The organism is Microbacterium sp. NPDC077644, from assembly GCF_040702785.1.
Lineage (GTDB): Bacteria > Actinomycetota > Actinomycetes > Actinomycetales > Microbacteriaceae > Microbacterium.
The window spans coordinates 492,130-509,104 of sequence record NZ_JBFBME010000001.1; the positions used below are offsets into that span (position 1 = coordinate 492,130).

Genomic DNA, 16,975 nt, shown 5'->3' on the forward strand with positions numbered 1-16,975 from the left:
CGGCCCGTGACAGCTTTCGCCGACCGCCACATCGGGACCACCGCTCAGGCGCAGCACACGATGCTCGAGACGCTCGGGCTCACGCCTGAGAGCGAAGACATCAGTCCGATCGAGTCGCTCATGCGTCAGGCGGTGCCCGGGAGCATCTACACCGACCCGTCGCGGCAATCGTCGATCCCCGCTGCGGCCGCCGAGGCGCAGGCCCTTGCCGAGCTGCGCGGCTTCGCCTCGCGCAACACGGTGAACACGCCGATGATCGGCCTGGGCTACTACGGCACGATCACGCCGAGCGTGATCCAGCGCAACGTCCTCGAGAACCCGTCGTGGTACACCGCGTACACGCCGTACCAGCCGGAGATCTCGCAGGGGCGTCTGGAGGCTCTGATCAACTTCCAGACGATGGTCGCCGACCTCACCGGCCTCACGACCGCGAACGCGTCGATGCTCGACGAGTCCACCGCGGTCGCCGAGGGGATGCTGCTGGCCAGGCGCGCATCGAAGTCGAAGTCAGGCGTCTTCGTCGTCGACGCCGGAGCGTTCCCGCAGACCAAGGCGCTGCTCGCCACCCGTGCCGAGGCGCTGGACATCGAGCTCGTCGAGCGGGATCTCGCCGGCGGCGAGGCGCTGCCTGACGAGCTGTTCGGCGTGTTCGTGCAGTACCCCGCGGCATCCGGCCTCGTCTGGGACCCGAGCGCCGTGATCGACGCCGCTCACCTCGCCGGCGGCCTCGCGGTCGTCGCCGCCGACCTGCTCGCACTCACTCTGATCGCGTCACCCGGCTCCCTCGGCGCCGATGTCGCGGTCGGCACCACGCAGCGCTTCGGTGTGCCGATGGCGTTCGGCGGCCCGCACGCCGGTTACATGGCCGTGCGTCAGGGACTCGAGCGTCAGCTGCCCGGGCGCCTCGTCGGCGTCTCGGTGGATGCCGACGGCAAGCCTGCCTACCGGCTCTCGCTGCAGACGCGCGAGCAGCACATCCGCCGCGAGAAGGCGACCTCGAACATCTGCACCGCCCAGGTGCTGCTGGCCGTCATGGCCTCGATGTACGCGGTCTATCACGGGCCCGACGGGCTGGCGAACATCGCCCGCAACGTCGCCCTGCGCTCCTCGATGCTCCGCGACTGGCTCGTCGAGGCGGGCGCCGAGATCGTCCACGACGCGTTCTTCGACACCGTGCAGGTGCGCACAGCGGATGCCGCATCCATCGTCGCCCGCGCGCACGACGAGCACGGCATCCTGCTGCGCCTCGTCGACGAGAACACGGTCGGCATCTCGGTCGACGAGACGACCGACTTCGGTGCGCTGCACCAGGTGGCGATCCTGTTCGGCGGCAAGGAGCAGCGCTCGTTCGGCTTCTTCGGCAGCGGGTCGCACGGCGCGCTGCCCGAGGCGCTGATCCGCACCGACGAGTACCTGACCCACCCGGTCTTCCACGTGCACCGTTCGGAGACCGCCATGATGCGGTATCTGAAGAGCCTCGCCGACCGCGACTACGCGCTCGACCGCGGCATGATCCCGCTGGGGTCGTGCACGATGAAGCTCAACGCGGCGACCGAGATGGCGTCGATCACGTGGCCGGAATTCGCGCAGATCCACCCGTTCGCGCCCGAGTCCGACGTCGCCGGATACCTGGAGATGATCGATCAGCTCGAGGGCTGGCTCGCCGAGGTCACCGGCTACGACGCCGTCTCGCTGCAGCCGAACGCCGGCTCGCAGGGCGAACTCGCCGGACTCCTCGCGATCCGCGGCTACCACCTCGCCAACGGCGACGAGCACCGCACCGTGTGCCTCATCCCGTCGTCCGCGCACGGCACGAACGCGGCATCCGCCGTGCTCGCCGGCATGAAGGTCGTCGTCGTCGCCTGCGACGAACTCGGCAACGTCGATCTCGACGATCTGCGTGCGAAGATCGCCGCGCACGCCGACGAGATCGCGGCGCTCATGATCACCTATCCGTCCACGCACGGCGTGTACGAGCAGGACGTCGTCGACGTCACGACCGCGGTGCACGAAGCCGGAGGCCAGGTGTACGTCGACGGCGCGAATCTCAATGCGCTGCTCGGCTTCGCCCGGTTCGGCGACCTCGGCGGCGATGTCTCGCACCTGAATCTGCACAAGACCTTCGCGATCCCGCACGGCGGCGGCGGTCCGGGCGTGGGACCGGTGGCGGCCAAGGCGCACCTGGCCGAGCACCTGCCCTCGCACCCCCTCGCGCAGCGCACGGCGCACGCCGGCGGGTACGAGTTCGCCGGCGGGCCGGTCTCGGCCGCACCGTATGGATCGGCCGGCATCCTGCCGATCTCGTGGTCGTACGTCCGCATGATGGGCGCCGAGGGGCTTCGGGATGCTACGGCTGCCGCCGTCCTGTCGGCGAACTACATCGCCGCGCGCCTCGGCGAGCACTACCCGGTGCTGTACGCCGGAGAGAACGGCCGCGTCGCGCACGAGTGCATCCTCGACCTGCGCCCGCTCAAGGAAGCCACCGGCATCACGGTCGACGACGTGGCCAAGCGTCTCATCGACTACGGCTTCCACGCGCCGACCATGTCGTTCCCGGTGCCTGGGACGCTCATGGTCGAGCCGACGGAGTCGGAGGATCTCGGCGAGATCGACCGGTTCATCGAGGCGATGATCCTGATCAAGCAGGAGGCGGATGCTGTGGCCGCCGGTCGCTGGCCGGCCGACGACAACCCGCTCGTGAACGCGCCGCACACCGCGGTGTCGCTGATCGCGGGGGAGTGGAACCATGCGTACACCCGCGAGGACGCCGCGTACCCGGTGACTTCGCTGGTGGCAGGCAAGTACTGGCCGCCTGTGCGCCGGATCGATCAGGCCTACGGCGACCGCAACCTCGTGTGCGCGTGCCCGCCGATCGAGGCGTTCGCGTAGCATCCGCGCCCCGATACCGCCCCCTCCCGCCACCGGCGGATGAGGGGGCGGCGTCGTTTCCTGGGCGAGTCGCGTCTGTTTCGCAGTTGTGGCAAGTCAGTAACGGTTCATTAACGGAGCTATTCCAACGATGGAACGTCACGTAGCCTCTGGTGTATCCGGTGCGTCCGAAGCCGACGCACCCTGGACCTGTCCACAGGAGGACACCACAATGAAGCGAAACAAGATCACCCTGGCCGGGGTCGGTCTGCTCTCCGTCGGCGCTCTCGCGCTCGCCGGCTGCGCAGGCGGCAACAACGACACCGGCAACGGCGATGGTGAGGCCACCGGCGACGCCACGGCCATCATTTCGGTCAACGGCTCGGAGCCGCAGAACCCGCTGATCCCGACCAACACCAACGAGGTCGGCGGCGGCAAAATCCTCGACGCGATGTTCGCGGGCCTCATCGGCTACGCCGCTGACGGCTCGGTGTACAACGATGTCGCCGAGGACATCACGGTCGACGACCCGCAGCACCTGACGGTCAAGCTGCGTGAGGGCCTGACCTTCACCGATGGCGAAGAGGTCACCGCTGACAACTTCATCAAGGCCTGGAACTACGGCGCGCTCGCCTCGAACGAGCAGCTCTCGAGCTACTTCTTCGAGGACATCGAGGGCTTCAGCTACGACGAGGACTCCGAGCTGACCGGCCTCGAGCAGGTCGACGAGTACACCTTCACGATCGCGCTGAACAAGCCGGCCTCCGACTTCGCGCAGCGCCTCGGCTACTCGGCGTACTACCCGCTCCCCGACGCCGCATTCGAGGACATGGAGGCGTTCGGCGAGAGCCCGGTCGGCAACGGCCCGTACATGCTCGACGGCGAGGATGCCTGGCAGCACGATGTGGGCATCAACCTGGTGACCAACCCCGACTACGACGGCCCGCGCACGCCGGCCAACGGCGGCCTGGACATCAAGTTCTACGCCTCGCAGGACGCCGCGTATTCCGACCTGCTGGGTGGAGAGCTCGACGTGCTCGACGCCATCCCGGACTCCGCCTTCGCGACCTTCGAGTCCGACCTCGGAGACCGCGCGGTCAACCAGCCCGCCGCGATCTTCCAGTCGTTCACGATCCCGGAGCGCCTCGAGCACTTCGGTGGCGAAGAGGGTCAGCTGCGCCGCCAGGCGCTGTCGATGGCCATCAACCGCGAGGAGATCACCGACGTGATCTTCCAGGGCACCCGCACCCCGGCCAGCGACTTCACCTCGCCGGTCATCGACGGCTGGTCCGACTCGCTCGAGGGCGCCGAGGTCCTGGCGTACGACCCCGAGAAGGCCAAGGAGCTGTGGGCAGAGGCTGACGCCATCAGCCCGTGGAGCGGCGAATTCCAGATCGCCTACAACGCCGACGGCGGCCACCAGGCCTGGGTCGACGCGACCGTGAACTCGATCAAGAACACGCTCGGCATCGAGGCATCGGGTGCGCCGTACCCGACCTTCGCCGAACTGCGCGGTGAGGTCACCGAGCGCACGATCGAGACCGCGTTCCGCACCGGTTGGCAGGCCGACTACCCGGGTCTGTACAACTTCCTCGGACCGCTCTACGCCACCAACGCCGGCTCCAACGACGGCGACTACTCCAACCCGGAGTTCGACGACCTGCTCTCGCAGGGCATCTCGTCGACCGACCCGGAGGAGGCGAACACGCTGTACCAGCAGGCTCAGTCGATCCTGCTGCAGGACCTTCCCGCAACGCCCCTGTGGTACTCGAACGTGGTCGGCGGATACGCTGAGACCGTCGACAACGTCGAGTTCGGCTGGAACTCGGTGCCCCTGTTCGAACAGATCACCAAGGTCGGCTGACACCCGGTAGAGCGACGAGGCGGTGGTTGAACACCACCGCCTCGTCGCCCTGTGCGTCCCCTACCCGAAGGGAGGTCGAGGGTGGCTCTTTACATCCTCAAACGAATCCTGCAGGCGATCCCGGTGTTCTTCGGCGCCACCCTGCTGATCTACTTCATGGTCTTCGCCATGCCCGGCGATCCCATCGCCGCCCTGTTCGGTGATCGTCAGCCCAACCCGGCGCTGCTTGAGCGGCTGCGTGAGCAGTACCACCTCGATCAGCCGTTCATCGTCCAGTACTTCTACTACATCGCCGGCATCTTCCGGCTCGATTTCGGCATCAGCTTCTCCGGTCAACCCGTGATCGAGATCCTGGCCCGTACGTTCCCCGTCACGTTGCGCCTCGCCGTCATGGCCGTCGGCATCGCCTTCGTGCTCGCCATCGTGATCGGACTGTTCTCGGCGCTCGGCAAGGGCGGCATCTTCGACAACTCGATGCTCGTCGTCGCGCTGGTCTTCGTCGCCGTGCCGATCTTCGTGCTCGCGTTCCTCGCGCAGTACTTCCTTGCGGTGCAACTGGGGTGGTTCAGACCCACAGTCGGTGCCCGCAACGACTGGGGGGATCTCTGGCTGCCGGCGATCGTCCTGGGCTTCAGCGTGTATGCGACGAGCATGCGCCTCACCCGCAGCTCGACGATCGAGACGCTGAACCAGGACTGGGTGCGCACCGCGTACAGCAAGGGTCTGCCCCGCGAGCGCGTCATCCCCGTGCACGTGCTGCGCAACTCGCTGATCCCGATGGTCACCGACCTCGGCACCGTGTTCGGCATCCTCATGGTCGGCGCGACCGTCACGGAGGGCATCTTCAACGTGCCCGGTGTCGGCAACACGCTCTACCAGGCGATCATCCGCGGGGAGAACCCGACGGTCGTCTCCTTCGTGACGGTGTTCGTCGTCGTCTACGTGCTCATCAACATCGTCGTGGACCTGCTCTACGGCCTGCTCGACCCGAGGATCCGCTATGTCTCGAACTGACGCAAACACCGAGCACTACGTCGCTCCTGTCGACACGACGTCGGTTCCCGTCGACGTCGTCCGCATCAACGCCAAGCGCAGCAACCTGTGGCTCGACGCCTGGCGCGACCTGCGCCACCGGCCGCTGTTCTGGATCTCGGCCGCCTTCGTGCTGCTCGTGGTCATCGTCTCCGTGTTCCCCTGGCTCTTCACGAGCGTGGCGCCGAACAACGGATGCTCGCTGGCCAGCAGCAACGGCGGTCCTGAAGCCGGGCATCCGCTCGGTTTCACCCGTCAGGGCTGCGACGTGTACTCCCGCATCATCTGGGGCACGCGCACATCTGTGGTTGTCGGCCTGCTGGCAACGCTCATCAGCACGCTCATCGGAATGATCATGGGAGCGTTCGCCGGGTTCTACGGCGGCTGGCTCGACTCGCTTCTCTCCCGCGTCGGCGACATCTTCTTCACGATCCCGTACATCATCGCGGCGATCGTCGTCATGTCGGTGATGCCCGTCCGCAACGAGATCGTCCTCGCGTTCGCGATCGGCGGTTTCGCCTGGGCGTCGACCGCGCGCATCATGCGCGCCGAGGTGCTGCGCGTGAAGCAGGCGGACTTCGTCATGGGTGCGGAAGCGGTCGGACTCTCGCGATTCCGCACACTGATCTCGCACGTGCTCCCGAACGCGATGGCCCCGGTCATCGTCGTCGCCACGCTCAGCCTCGCCGCGGCGATCGTCGCCGAGTCGGTGCTGTCGTTCCTCGGCGTCGGTCTCGGCGGCAGCACCATGTCGTGGGGGAACGACATCAGTCAGGCGCAGACCAGCATCCGCACAGCACCGATGGCGCTGTTCTGGCCGTCGCTCGCGCTGACCGTGACCGTGCTGGCATTCATCACACTCGGCGAGCTGCTGCGCGACGCCGTCGACCCGAAGGCGAGGGCTCAGCGATGAACGACGCACCTCTTCTCAGCATCCGCGACCTGAAGGTCGCATTCCGCAGCGGCAAGGACGTGCGCGAGGTGCTGCACGGTGTGAGCTTCGACATCTATGAGGGCGAGACGCTCGCCATCGTGGGCGAGTCGGGCTCGGGCAAGTCGACGACCGCTGCGGCGATCATCGACCTGCTGCCGGGGACGGGGCATGTCACCGACGGCAGCATCGCCCTCGGCGGCAAGGACCTCACCAAGGCCGGTCGCCGCGAGATGGAGCGCATCCGGGGTCGCGAGATCGGCTACGTCCCTCAGGACCCGATGTCGAACCTCAACCCCGTGTGGTCGATCGGCTTCCAGGTCAAGGAGGCGGTGCGGGCGAACGGACTGGCGCAGGGACGCAAGCAGGTGCATGACCGCGCCGTCGAAGTCCTGCAGCAGGCGGGGCTCGCCGACGCCGCCCGGCGCATGCATCAGTTCCCGCACCAGTTCTCGGGAGGCATGCGTCAGCGCGCCCTCATCGGGATCGGCCTCGCCGCCGACCCGAAGCTGCTGATCGCCGACGAGCCGACGAGTGCGCTGGACGTCACCGTGCAGCGCGTGATCCTCGATCACCTCGCCACGCTCACGAGCGAGCGGGGCACCTCGGTGCTGCTGATCACGCACGACCTGGGACTGGCCGCCGAGCGCGCGGACCGCATCCTCGTGATGAACCAGGGCGAGATCGTCGAGGCCGGCCGCAGCGCCGAGATCCTGACGAACCCGCGGCATCCGTACACGCAGCGCCTGGTCGCCGCGGCCCCGAGCCTGGCATCCCAGCGCATCGGAGACACCGGCCAGACGTCCGAGGGCGTCGAGGCGATCCCGACCGTGGTCGAGGTGCGAAACCTCGTCAAGGACTTCTCGATCCGCACTGGAGGGCTCCGCCACGAGCAGTTCCGCGCGGTCGACGACGTCTCGTTCACGATCCCGCGGGGCAAGACGCTGGCACTGGTGGGCGAGTCCGGTTCGGGCAAGTCCACGGTCGCGAAGATGCTGCTGCAGCTCGAGAAGCCGACCGACGGCGAGATTCTCATCGACGGGACGCCGACGAGCACGATGTCGAGGGGCGACGTGTTCCGCCTGCGTAGGCGCATGCAGCCGGTCTTCCAGGACCCGTACGGTTCGCTCGACCCGCTGCGCAGCATCGGCAGCCTCATCGCCGAGCCGCTGCACGTGCACGGCATCGGCACGAAGGAGGAGCAGCACCAGCGCTCGCTCGAACTCCTCGAGCAGGTGGCGCTGCCGCAGGAGCTCGCATGGCGGTACCCGAACGAGCTGTCCGGTGGTCAGCGCCAGCGCGTCGCGATCGCCCGGGCCCTCGCGCTCAAGCCCGACATCGTCGTCCTCGACGAGGCCGTGTCGGCGCTCGACGTGCTGGTACAGGATCAGATCCTGCAACTGCTGTCGGACCTGCAGCAGGAGCTCGGCCTGACGTACCTGTTCATCACCCACGACCTCGCGGTCGTCCGCGTCGCCGCGGACCTCGTGTGCGTCATGGAGCAGGGGCGCATCGTCGAGCAGGGCACGGTGGACGAGATCTTCACCAACCCGCAGGAGGAGTACACCCGGCGACTGCTCGAGGCGATCCCGGGCGCATCGCTCACTCTGGGCGGCGGCGCCGCCTGATGGCACCTGCCAGGCCGCCCCGGGCCTTCCCGGTCACCGGGGCGGTCTGGCTGCTCGTCATCTGCGCGGTCGTCGCGCTGTACCTGCTGATCGATGCGGGCGTGCGCACCGGCGTCGGCAACGCTCTGCTGCTGGCTCCGTGGCCGCTGCTCGTGCTCTGGTCTGTCTACGTCGTCGGGATCGCATCCGACATCCGCGCCGATCGCGCGGGTGCCGAAGTGCAGAACCTCCTCCGCCGCACCTCGATGCCGTGGTCGCGCGTCAAGCGCATCGCGATGCGCTGGCAGATCGAGTTCGCTCTCGACGACGGAAAGGTCGTGCGCTGCTTCGGCGGGCCCGCACGCTCGCGTCCGCGGCGGATCGGCCCTGACCGGGCGAAGGAGGACGGCAACGACAACGCCGCCGACGGCATCGCGAAGCTGCAGCGTCTGCGCCTGGACGCGCAGGCGGCTCCGGATGCCACTGCTCCGGATGCCGCGGTCGTGAAATCGTGGGACTGGCCCGCGATCCTCGCCCTCGTGGTCCTCGCCGGGTGGGTGGCGGTGGCGGTCCTCCTCACCCGCTGACTTCCACCGAATCCCCAAGGCCGCGCCGAGACTGCGTCGGATCGGCGCAGTCTCGGCGCGGCCTTGCAGTCTCGGGATCAGGGGAGGAGCGGGGCGACCAGGGGATAGCCGACGAACGCGACCGCGTCGATGACGAAGTGCGCGACGAGGAACGGCAGCAGTCGCCCCGTCCTCGCGAACAGCCAGCCGAACAGCAGCCCCATCGCCAGGTTCCCGATGAACGCACCCGGTCCTTGGTACAGGTGGTAGCTCGCGCGCAGCACCGAGGTGGCGATGATGATCGGCCAGGTGCCCCAGCCGAGCTGCCGAAGGCGGAGGAACAGGTACCCGAGCACGACGAACTCCTCGGTGATCGAGGCGCGGGCCGCCGACAGCAGCAGGATCGGCACGGTCCACCAGTGCGCGTCGATCCCGCCCGGGTCGACGGCGACGAAGAGCCCCAGCATCCGGCCTCCGACGTACAGGGCAAGGCCCGGGATGCCGATCGCGAGGACGAGCAGGATGCCGTGGCCGATGTCGCGACCGACACGGGCGCCGTCGAGCCCCAGCCGGCCCAGGTGCGGGCGGCGGTGCTGCCAGACGAGGAAGCAGACGAGCAGGACCGGAACGATCGAGAAGCCGATGCCGAGCACCTGGTAGACGAGGTCGAAGACCTCCCGGTCGCTGCGGGACGGATTCAGCGTCGTCGACTGATCCGCCAGCGGGGTGGCATCCGTCAGCCGGTACACGATCTGCACGATCGCGTAGACGGCTGACTCGCCGAGCCCCAGAGCGAGGACGATCGCGATCTCCCACCACGTGCGGGCGCGTGAGGGAGGGGACGAGGGGAGGGCCACAGCCCGATGTTACGGGAGCGTTCATATGCCCACTCGGTGAGCGGTCAGCGACCGTGCGATATCCTGTACCGTCACTTCGTCTCGCTGACGCTCGCTCAGTACAAGCGGCACCTCCATCACATCACAATCCCTTTTAGGAAACCTGCATGGCGCACGCCCTTCGCTCTGACCTCCGCAATGTCGCAATCGTCGCGCACGTCGACCACGGCAAGACCACCCTCGTCGACGCGATGCTCCGTCAGACGGGCTCCTTCGGCGAACACGCGCACGTCGACGAGCGCGCCATGGACTCGAACGATCTCGAGCGCGAAAAGGGCATCACGATCCTCGCGAAGAACACCGCGATCACCTACAACGGCGCCCACACGGACGTCCCCGTCACGATCAACGTGATCGACACCCCCGGTCACGCCGACTTCGGCGGCGAGGTCGAGCGCGGCCTGTCCATGGTCGACGGCGTCGTGCTGCTCGTCGACTCCTCCGAGGGTCCGCTGCCGCAGACCCGCTTCGTGCTGCGCAAGGCGCTCGAGGCCAAGCTCCCCGTAATCCTGCTGGTCAACAAGACCGACCGTCCCGACGCGCGCATCGTCGAGGTGGAGGAGGAGGCTCACGACCTGCTCCTGGGCCTGGCATCCGACCTCGTCGACGACGTGCCCGACCTCGACGTCGACGCGCTGCTCGACGTTCCCGTCGTGTACGCGTCCGGCCGTGCCGGAGCCGCCAGCCGCACCCGCCCCGACAACGGCGCCCTGCCCGACAACGACGACCTCGAGCCGCTGTTCGAGGCGATCCTCGAGCACATCCCCGCCCCGGCGTACGACGACGAGGCGCCGCTGCAGGCGTGGGTCACGAACCTCGACTCCAGCCCGTTCCTCGGCCGTCTCGCCCTCCTGCGCGTCTTCAACGGCACGCTGAAGAAGGGCCAGACCGTCGCCTGGGTGCGTGCGGACGGCACCACCAGCAACGCCCGCATCACCGAGCTGCTCATGACCCGTGCCCTCGAGCGCTACCCGGCCGAGTCCGCCGGGCCCGGCGACATCGTCGCCATCGCCGGCTTCGAGGACATCACGATCGGCGAGACGATCGCCGACCCGAACGACGTCCGTCCGCTGCCGCAGATCCACGTGGACGATCCCGCGATCTCGATGACCATCGGCACGAACACCTCGCCGCTGGTCGGCAAGGTCAAGGGCCACAAGCTCACCGCCCGCATGGTGAAGGACCGCCTGGACCGCGAGCTCATCGGAAACGTCTCGCTCAAGGTCGTCGATATCGGTCGTCCCGACGCGTGGGAGGTGCAGGGACGCGGCGAGCTCGCGCTGGCCATCCTCGTCGAGAACATGCGCCGTGAGGGCTTCGAGCTCACGGTCGGCAAGCCCCAGGTGGTCACCAAGAAGGTCGACGGCAAGGTCCACGAGCCCTTCGAGCACCTGACGATCGACGCTCCTGAGGAGTACCTCGGCGCGATCACGCAGCTCCTCGCCAACCGCAAGGGCCGCATGGACAACATGATCAATCACGGCACCGGCTGGGTGCGCATGGAGTTCATCGTCCCCGCCCGCGGCCTCATCGGCTTCCGCACCGAGTTCATGACCACGACGCGCGGCACCGGCATCGCCAACAGCATCTCGCACGGCTACGAGCCGTGGGCCGGCCACATCACGACGCGTCAGAACGGCTCGATCGTGGCCGACCGCTCGGGTGTCGTCACGCCCTTCGCGATGATCGCACTGCAGGAGCGCATGTCGTTCTTCGTCAAGCCCACGCAGGAGGTCTACGAGGGCATGGTCATCGGCGAGAACTCGCGCAGCGATGACATGGACGTGAACATCACCAAGGAGAAGAAGCTCACCAACATGCGGTCGGCGACCGCCGACTCGTTCGAGTCGATGACGCCGCCGCGTGAGCTCTCGCTCGAGGAGAGCCTCGAGTTCGCCCGTGACGACGAATGCGTCGAGGTGACCCCCGAGGTCGTCCGCATCCGCAAGGTGATCCTCGACCAGACGACCCGTGGTCGCGAGACCGCGCGTCAGAAGCGCCAGGACGCCAACGCGTAACCTCTTCCCCGTCGAGGCCCCCTCCGGTCGTCGACGCCCTCGCTGACATGCGTCGCTGAGCGGGGGCGTCGACGACCGGAGGGGGCGTTGTCGTATCGGCGGCGGGTCGCAGTCGGCGGAGTGAGGGTCAGCGCAGCTCGCTGATCAGGACCGCGCTCGTGCCGGGGAGCAGCGCCTCGAACACGTGCGAGGCGTCGCCGGGGTAGGAGACGTAGTCGCCGGGATTCAGGATCACGGCATCGCCCGCCGGACCCAGACTCGCCTGACCGGAGACGAGCACGACGTGCTCGATCGTGCCGGCGTGGTGCGGCTCGGAACGCCGCGGCTCGCCGGGCTCGGCGCGGATGATGTAGACATCCCGGCGGGCGCCGGGAGGGCTGGCCGACAGCAGCGACGCGCTGTACGCGGCAGCGGCGGACGGCACCTCGGGGAGATCGTCGGCGCGGATCAGCGTCGGTGAGCTCGCCTGCTGGTCGACGAGAACGGCGAACGGCACACCGAGCGCGACGCCCAGCGCCCACAGCGTCTCGACGCTCGGGTTGCCGGCGCCGTTCTCCAGTTGCGACACGGTCGCCTTCGAGACGCCGGCCTGCCTCGCCAGTTCCGACACGGACAGACCGCGGGCCTCGCGTTCCCGTCGAAGGGTGCGGGCGATGCGCGTTCCGAGATCCATCTGTTCATCATGCCAAACGATCGTTCACTTGACTATCCTTCTCGCGATGTTCAGAATGATCATCATGTGTTCAGTAGATCGAACGGCGAAGGCCGAGCCGCCCGGCCTCGCCCGCCGCGAGGTGTGGCGCGAGGGTGTCGGCGTCGCCGTCGCCACGAGCGCCTACGGCATCTCCTTCGGCGCGCTCGCCGTGGCTTCGGGGCTGGACGTGTGGCAGACCTGCGTCCTGAGCCTGCTCATGTTCACGGGCGGATCGCAGTTCGCGTTCATCGGGGTCTTCAGCGCCGGGGGGATGAGCGCTCTGCCCTCGGCGGTGGCCTCGGCCGCGCTGCTCGGAGTGCGAAACATGGCCTACGGCATGCGGATGTCGCCCATCATCGGGTCCGGCTTCTGGAAGCGTGCGGCGGCGGCGCAGGTCACGATCGACGAATCTACCGCCGTGGCGATCTCGCAGAGCACCCGTCCGCAGCGCCTCCTCGGATTCTGGGTCACCGGCATCGGCGTGTTCGTCGGCTGGAATCTCACCACCCTCCTCGGAGCGCTGCTCGGCGATGTGCTCGGCGACCCCAAGACCTGGGGTCTGGATGCCGCGGCCGCAGCGGCCTTCCTCGCGCTGCTGTGGCCCCGGCTCAAGCAGCGGCAGGCGATCGCCGTGGGCGTCGCCGCGGCCGTGGTCGCCTCGGCGCTGACACCGTTCATCATGCCGGGGCTGCCCGTGCTCGTCGCCGCCGTCGTCGCGATCGTCGTCGGCTGGTTCAACTGGCTGGGCCGCGACGAGCGCCCGGCCGACGAGGGCGAGGCCGTCGCATGAGCGTCTGGAGCGCCGTCCTGCTGGCCGCGTGCATCTGCGTGGCGCTCAAGGCGTTCGGCTACCTGATCCCCGCGCATCTGCTCGAGGCGCCGCGGCCGGCGCGGATCTCCGATCTGCTGACCGTCGCCCTGCTGGCCGCGCTGGTCGGTGTACAGACGCTCGGCAGCGGGCAGGGCATCGTCGTGGATGCCCGCATCCCGGCCGTCCTGGTCGCTGCGGGACTGCTCTACCTGCGCCAGTCGTTCCTCGTCGTCGTGATCGCGGCGGCCGCCGTGGCGGCGCTGCTGCGACTGGCAGGATGGGCTGCCTGATCGGAGGCGGCACTGCACGCGCGTAGGATCGATCCGTGCCCAACTGGTTGTCCCGCCTGCTGTCCTGGATCGCCGCCGCGCTCGTCGGCGTCGTCTACGGAACTGCGGGCACGATCGCGCACAGCCTGATGTGGGGACCGGTGCCGATCGGGCTCATCGTCGCCGCCATCGCCTGCGGAGCCCTGCTCATCGCGGTCCGTGCACTGACGCACGACCGTGCGGCGACGATCGCCACCGCACTCGGGATGATCGGGATGCTGCTGATCATCTCGGGCCCCGGCCCCGGCGGCTCGGTCATCGTGCCGAACACGCCCATCGGGCAGATCTGGATCTACGTGGTCTGCGGCATCGCGCTGCTCGTGATCGCGTGGCCGAACCTCAAGCGCTCCGTGCCGCAGCAGCCGCGCCGGAGCGCACTGCACGAGAACGAGTCGTAGACTGAAGGGGTGACGTATGTGATCGCCCTCCCGTGCGTCGATGTCAAGGACCGCGCCTGCATCGACGAGTGCCCCGTTGACTGCATCTACGAGGGCGAGCGATCGCTGTACATCCACCCCGACGAGTGCGTCGACTGCGGCGCCTGCGAGCCGGTGTGCCCCGTCGAGGCGATCTACTACGAGGACGACCTGCCCGACGAGTGGCAGGACTATTACAAGGCGAACGTCGAGTTCTTCGAGGAGGTCGGTTCGCCCGGCGGCGCGGCCAAGGTCGGCGTCATCAAGCACGACCACCCGATCATCGCCGCGCTCCCGCCGCAGGGAGAGTAGGGCGTGGGGGTCAGGGATCTCGCCGACTACCCGTGGGATGCTGTCGTCCCGTTCCGTGAGCGCGCGGCGGAGTATCCGCAGGGGATCGTCGATCTCTCCATCGGCTCGCCCGTCGACCCGACTCCTGACGTCATCCGGCGAGCCCTTGCCGATGCCACTGACGCGCACGCCTACCCCCAGAACATCGGCACGCCGGCGCTGCGCGAGGCGATCGTGGAGTGGTACGCACGGCGCAGGGGAGTGCCGGAGCTCACCGTCGACAATGTGCTGCCCACGGTCGGTTCGAAAGAGCTCGTCGCGCTGCTGCCGACGCTGCTCGGACTCGGCGAGGGCGACATCGTCGTCTTCCCCCGGGTCGCGTATCCGACCTACGAGGTCGGCGCACGTGTCGCCGGTGCCACGCCGGTGGCCGAGGACGACCCCGCGGCGTGGCCCGAGGGCGCGAAGCTCATCTGGATCAACACCCCGGGCAACCCCGACGGACGCACCTGGACCGTCGCAGAGCTCACCGCGGCCGTGAGCCGTGCGCGAGAACTCGGCGCCGTTCTCGCCAGCGACGAGTGCTATGCCGAACTCGGCTGGGACGGACCCTGGGCGAGCGAACCGGTGCCCTCCGTCCTCGATCCCCGGGTGACCGGCGGCACGCGGAGCAACCTGCTGAGCGTGTACTCGCTGAGCAAGCAGTCCAACCTCGCCGGCTACCGCGCCGCCTTCGTGGCCGGATGTGCGCGCGTGATCGCCGACCTGCTCACTGCGCGCAAGCACCTGGGGTTGATGATGCCGGCGCCCGTGCAGCAGGCGATGATCGCCGCCCTCGGCGACGACGCCCACGTCGCGGCGCAGAAGGAGCTCTACCGCACCCGTCGTGATCTGCTCCGTCCGGCGCTCGAGGCGGCAGGGTTCCGCATCGACGGCTCGGAAGCGGGGCTGTACCTGTGGGCGACCGAGGGCCGAGACGCGTGGGAATCGATGGCGGCGCTCGCCGATCTCGGCATCCTCGCCGGCCCCGGACCCTTCTACGGAGCGGATGCCGCGCAGCACGTGCGCCTCGCACTGACCGCGCCGACTGATCGGGTCGCCGAGGGCGCCCGACGGCTGCACGCCCCGGGCTTGTAGGTTCTCACCGCGCAACTGCGGGATCTCTTGGCGGATGCGACAGTAGGCCGATCGGACGACTAGGCTGTAAAGGCGATTCGGTCGGAACGCCGGCCAGGTGCTCGGCGCCGCGTGATCGCCCTCGATACATCCGACCCAACAGGACGAATCAGACCAACAGGTCGCGTACAACGCACAAGGAGGTCCGCGTGAGTGCAGCGGGAGACCAGCAGGCCAAGGCCACTCTCACGATCGGTGAGACCACTGCCGAATTCCCGGTTCTGCGCGGCACCGCAGGCGCTGACAGCATCGACTTCTCGACGCTGACGAAGCAGACCGGCTACACGGGCCTCGACTACGGGTTCGTCAACACGGCATCCACGAAGTCCGAGATCACGTTCATCGACGGCGACCAGGGGATCCTGCGGTATCGCGGCTACCCGATCGAGCAGATCGCCAAGAACTGCACGTACCTCGAGGTCGCATGGCTGCTGATCTACGGCGAACTGCCCACGCCCGCCGAGCTCGAGGACTTCGACGACCGCATCCGGCGTCACACCCTCCTCCACGAGGACCTCAAGCACTTCTTCTCCGCTCTTCCGCACACCGCGCACCCCATGTCGGTGCTGTCGTCCGCGGTCGCAGCGCTCTCGACCTACTACGAGGGCCAGACCGACCCGAACAACCCCGAGCACGTCGAGCTGAACATGGTCCGCATGCTCGCCAAGCTCCCCGTGATCGCGGCGTACGCGCACAAGAAGAGCGTGGGGCAGGCCTTCCTGTACCCCGACAACTCGCTGAGCTTCGTCGACAACTTCCTCAAGCTCAACTTCGGCGTGCACTCGGAGCCTTACGAGATCAACCCGGTGATGTCGAAGGCCCTCGAGCTGCTGCTGATCCTCCACGAGGACCACGAGCAGAACGCGTCGACCTCGACGGTGCGCCTGGTCGGCTCGACCGGAGCCAACCAGTTCGCCTCGATCTCCGCCGGCATCCAGGCGCTCTCCGGCCCGCTGCACGGCGGCGCCAACGAGGCCGTGCTGAGCATGCTCGCCGAGATCCGCGACTCGGGTCAGGGCGTGCAGCGCTTCGTCGAGCGCGTGAAGAACAAGGAAGAGGGCGTCAAGCTCATGGGCTTCGGCCATCGGGTCTACAAGAACTACGACCCGCGCGCCAAGCTCGTCAAGGAGGCCGCTGACGAGGTGCTGCGCGAGCTCGGCGTGACCGATCCGCTGCTCGACCTCGCCAAGGAGCTCGAGGAGATCGCCCTCGCGGACGACTACTTCAAGGAGCGCCGCCTTTACCCGAACGTCGACTTCTACACCGGCGTGATCTACAAGGCGATGGGCTTCCCGACCCGCATGTTCACCGTGCTGTTCGCGATCGGTCGCCTGCCGGGCTGGCTCGCCCAGTGGCGCGAGCTGAACCTCGACAAGCAGACCAAGATCGGCCGCCCGCAGCAGCTGTACACGGGGTCGCCGGAGCGCACGTTCCAGACCCGCTGAGGTCGGGCGACGCGCCGTCCGCGGCGCGGGA

15 protein-coding genes are annotated in these 16,975 nt (G+C 68.2%); 13 read left to right on the forward strand and 2 right to left on the reverse strand.

The annotated features are described in order from the left end of the window. Positions 1–6 precede the first annotated feature (6 nt). From gcvP to AB0269_RS02405, 6 genes are all read left to right on the forward strand, one after another. Positions 7–2,889 (forward strand): aminomethyl-transferring glycine dehydrogenase, encoded by a 2,883-nt coding sequence (gene gcvP, locus AB0269_RS02380; RefSeq protein ID WP_366209562.1) that lies wholly within the window; start codon positions 7–9, stop codon positions 2,887–2,889. 211 nt (positions 2,890–3,100) lie between these two features. Continuing rightward, complete coding sequence (locus AB0269_RS02385) at positions 3,101–4,732, forward strand: ABC transporter substrate-binding protein (RefSeq protein ID WP_366209563.1); 1,632 nt, start codon at positions 3,101–3,103, stop codon at positions 4,730–4,732. 81 nt (positions 4,733–4,813) lie between these two features. Beyond that, positions 4,814–5,746, forward strand: coding sequence for an ABC transporter permease (locus AB0269_RS02390; RefSeq protein ID WP_366209564.1), 933 nt, complete (start codon positions 4,814–4,816; stop codon positions 5,744–5,746). Continuing rightward, positions 5,733–6,677: an ABC transporter permease gene (locus AB0269_RS02395; protein WP_366209565.1), complete on the forward strand. Its 945-nt coding sequence runs from the start codon at positions 5,733–5,735 to the stop codon at positions 6,675–6,677. The genes AB0269_RS02390 and AB0269_RS02395 overlap by 14 nt, the downstream gene beginning before the upstream one ends. Further along, positions 6,674–8,323: an ABC transporter ATP-binding protein gene (locus AB0269_RS02400; protein ID WP_366209566.1), complete on the forward strand. Its 1,650-nt coding sequence runs from the start codon at positions 6,674–6,676 to the stop codon at positions 8,321–8,323. The genes AB0269_RS02395 and AB0269_RS02400 overlap by 4 nt, the downstream gene beginning before the upstream one ends. After that, positions 8,323–8,889, forward strand: a complete 567-nt coding sequence (locus tag AB0269_RS02405; protein ID WP_366209567.1) for a PH domain-containing protein — start codon at positions 8,323–8,325, stop codon at positions 8,887–8,889. The genes AB0269_RS02400 and AB0269_RS02405 overlap by 1 nt, the downstream gene beginning before the upstream one ends. A 77-nt stretch (positions 8,890–8,966) precedes the next feature. Here the strand turns inward: AB0269_RS02405 and AB0269_RS02410 are convergent, their stop codons facing one another. Beyond that, positions 8,967–9,725, reverse strand: coding sequence for a CPBP family intramembrane glutamic endopeptidase (locus tag AB0269_RS02410; protein ID WP_366209568.1), 759 nt, complete (start codon positions 9,723–9,725; stop codon positions 8,967–8,969). 146 nt (positions 9,726–9,871) lie between these two features. On the opposite strand from AB0269_RS02410, the gene typA reads away from it, so the two are divergent. Next, on the forward strand, positions 9,872–11,782 hold the full coding sequence (gene typA, locus AB0269_RS02415) for a translational GTPase TypA (protein WP_366209569.1): 1,911 nt from the start codon (positions 9,872–9,874) through the stop codon (positions 11,780–11,782). A 127-nt stretch (positions 11,783–11,909) separates the two neighbouring features. Here typA and AB0269_RS02420 read toward each other — a convergent pair whose 3' ends face one another. Beyond that, positions 11,910–12,455, reverse strand: coding sequence for an XRE family transcriptional regulator (locus AB0269_RS02420; protein WP_366209570.1), 546 nt, complete (start codon positions 12,453–12,455; stop codon positions 11,910–11,912). A gap of 64 nt (positions 12,456–12,519) precedes the next feature. On the opposite strand from AB0269_RS02420, the gene AB0269_RS02425 reads away from it, so the two are divergent. From AB0269_RS02425 to AB0269_RS02450, 6 genes are all read left to right on the forward strand, one after another. Next, a complete protein-coding gene (locus AB0269_RS02425; RefSeq protein ID WP_366209571.1) occupies positions 12,520–13,266 on the forward strand; it encodes an AzlC family ABC transporter permease in 747 nt (248 codons plus the stop codon). After that, positions 13,263–13,577 (forward strand): AzlD domain-containing protein, encoded by a 315-nt coding sequence (locus AB0269_RS02430; RefSeq protein WP_366209572.1) that lies wholly within the window; start codon positions 13,263–13,265, stop codon positions 13,575–13,577. The genes AB0269_RS02425 and AB0269_RS02430 overlap by 4 nt, the downstream gene beginning before the upstream one ends. A gap of 35 nt (positions 13,578–13,612) precedes the next feature. Then, positions 13,613–14,014 (forward strand): histidinol dehydrogenase, encoded by a 402-nt coding sequence (locus tag AB0269_RS02435; protein ID WP_366209573.1) that lies wholly within the window; start codon positions 13,613–13,615, stop codon positions 14,012–14,014. Between the two features lie 9 nt (positions 14,015–14,023). After that, on the forward strand, positions 14,024–14,344 hold the full coding sequence (gene fdxA, locus AB0269_RS02440; RefSeq protein ID WP_175985872.1) for a ferredoxin: 321 nt from the start codon (positions 14,024–14,026) through the stop codon (positions 14,342–14,344). 3 nt (positions 14,345–14,347) lie between these two features. Further along, positions 14,348–15,460, forward strand: a complete 1,113-nt coding sequence (dapC, locus tag AB0269_RS02445) for a succinyldiaminopimelate transaminase (protein ID WP_366209574.1) — start codon at positions 14,348–14,350, stop codon at positions 15,458–15,460. Between the two features lie 188 nt (positions 15,461–15,648). Further along, entirely contained in the window at positions 15,649–16,944 is a 1,296-nt protein-coding gene (locus tag AB0269_RS02450) for a citrate synthase (RefSeq protein WP_366209575.1), read from the forward strand. Positions 16,945–16,975: the final 31 nt, after the last annotated feature.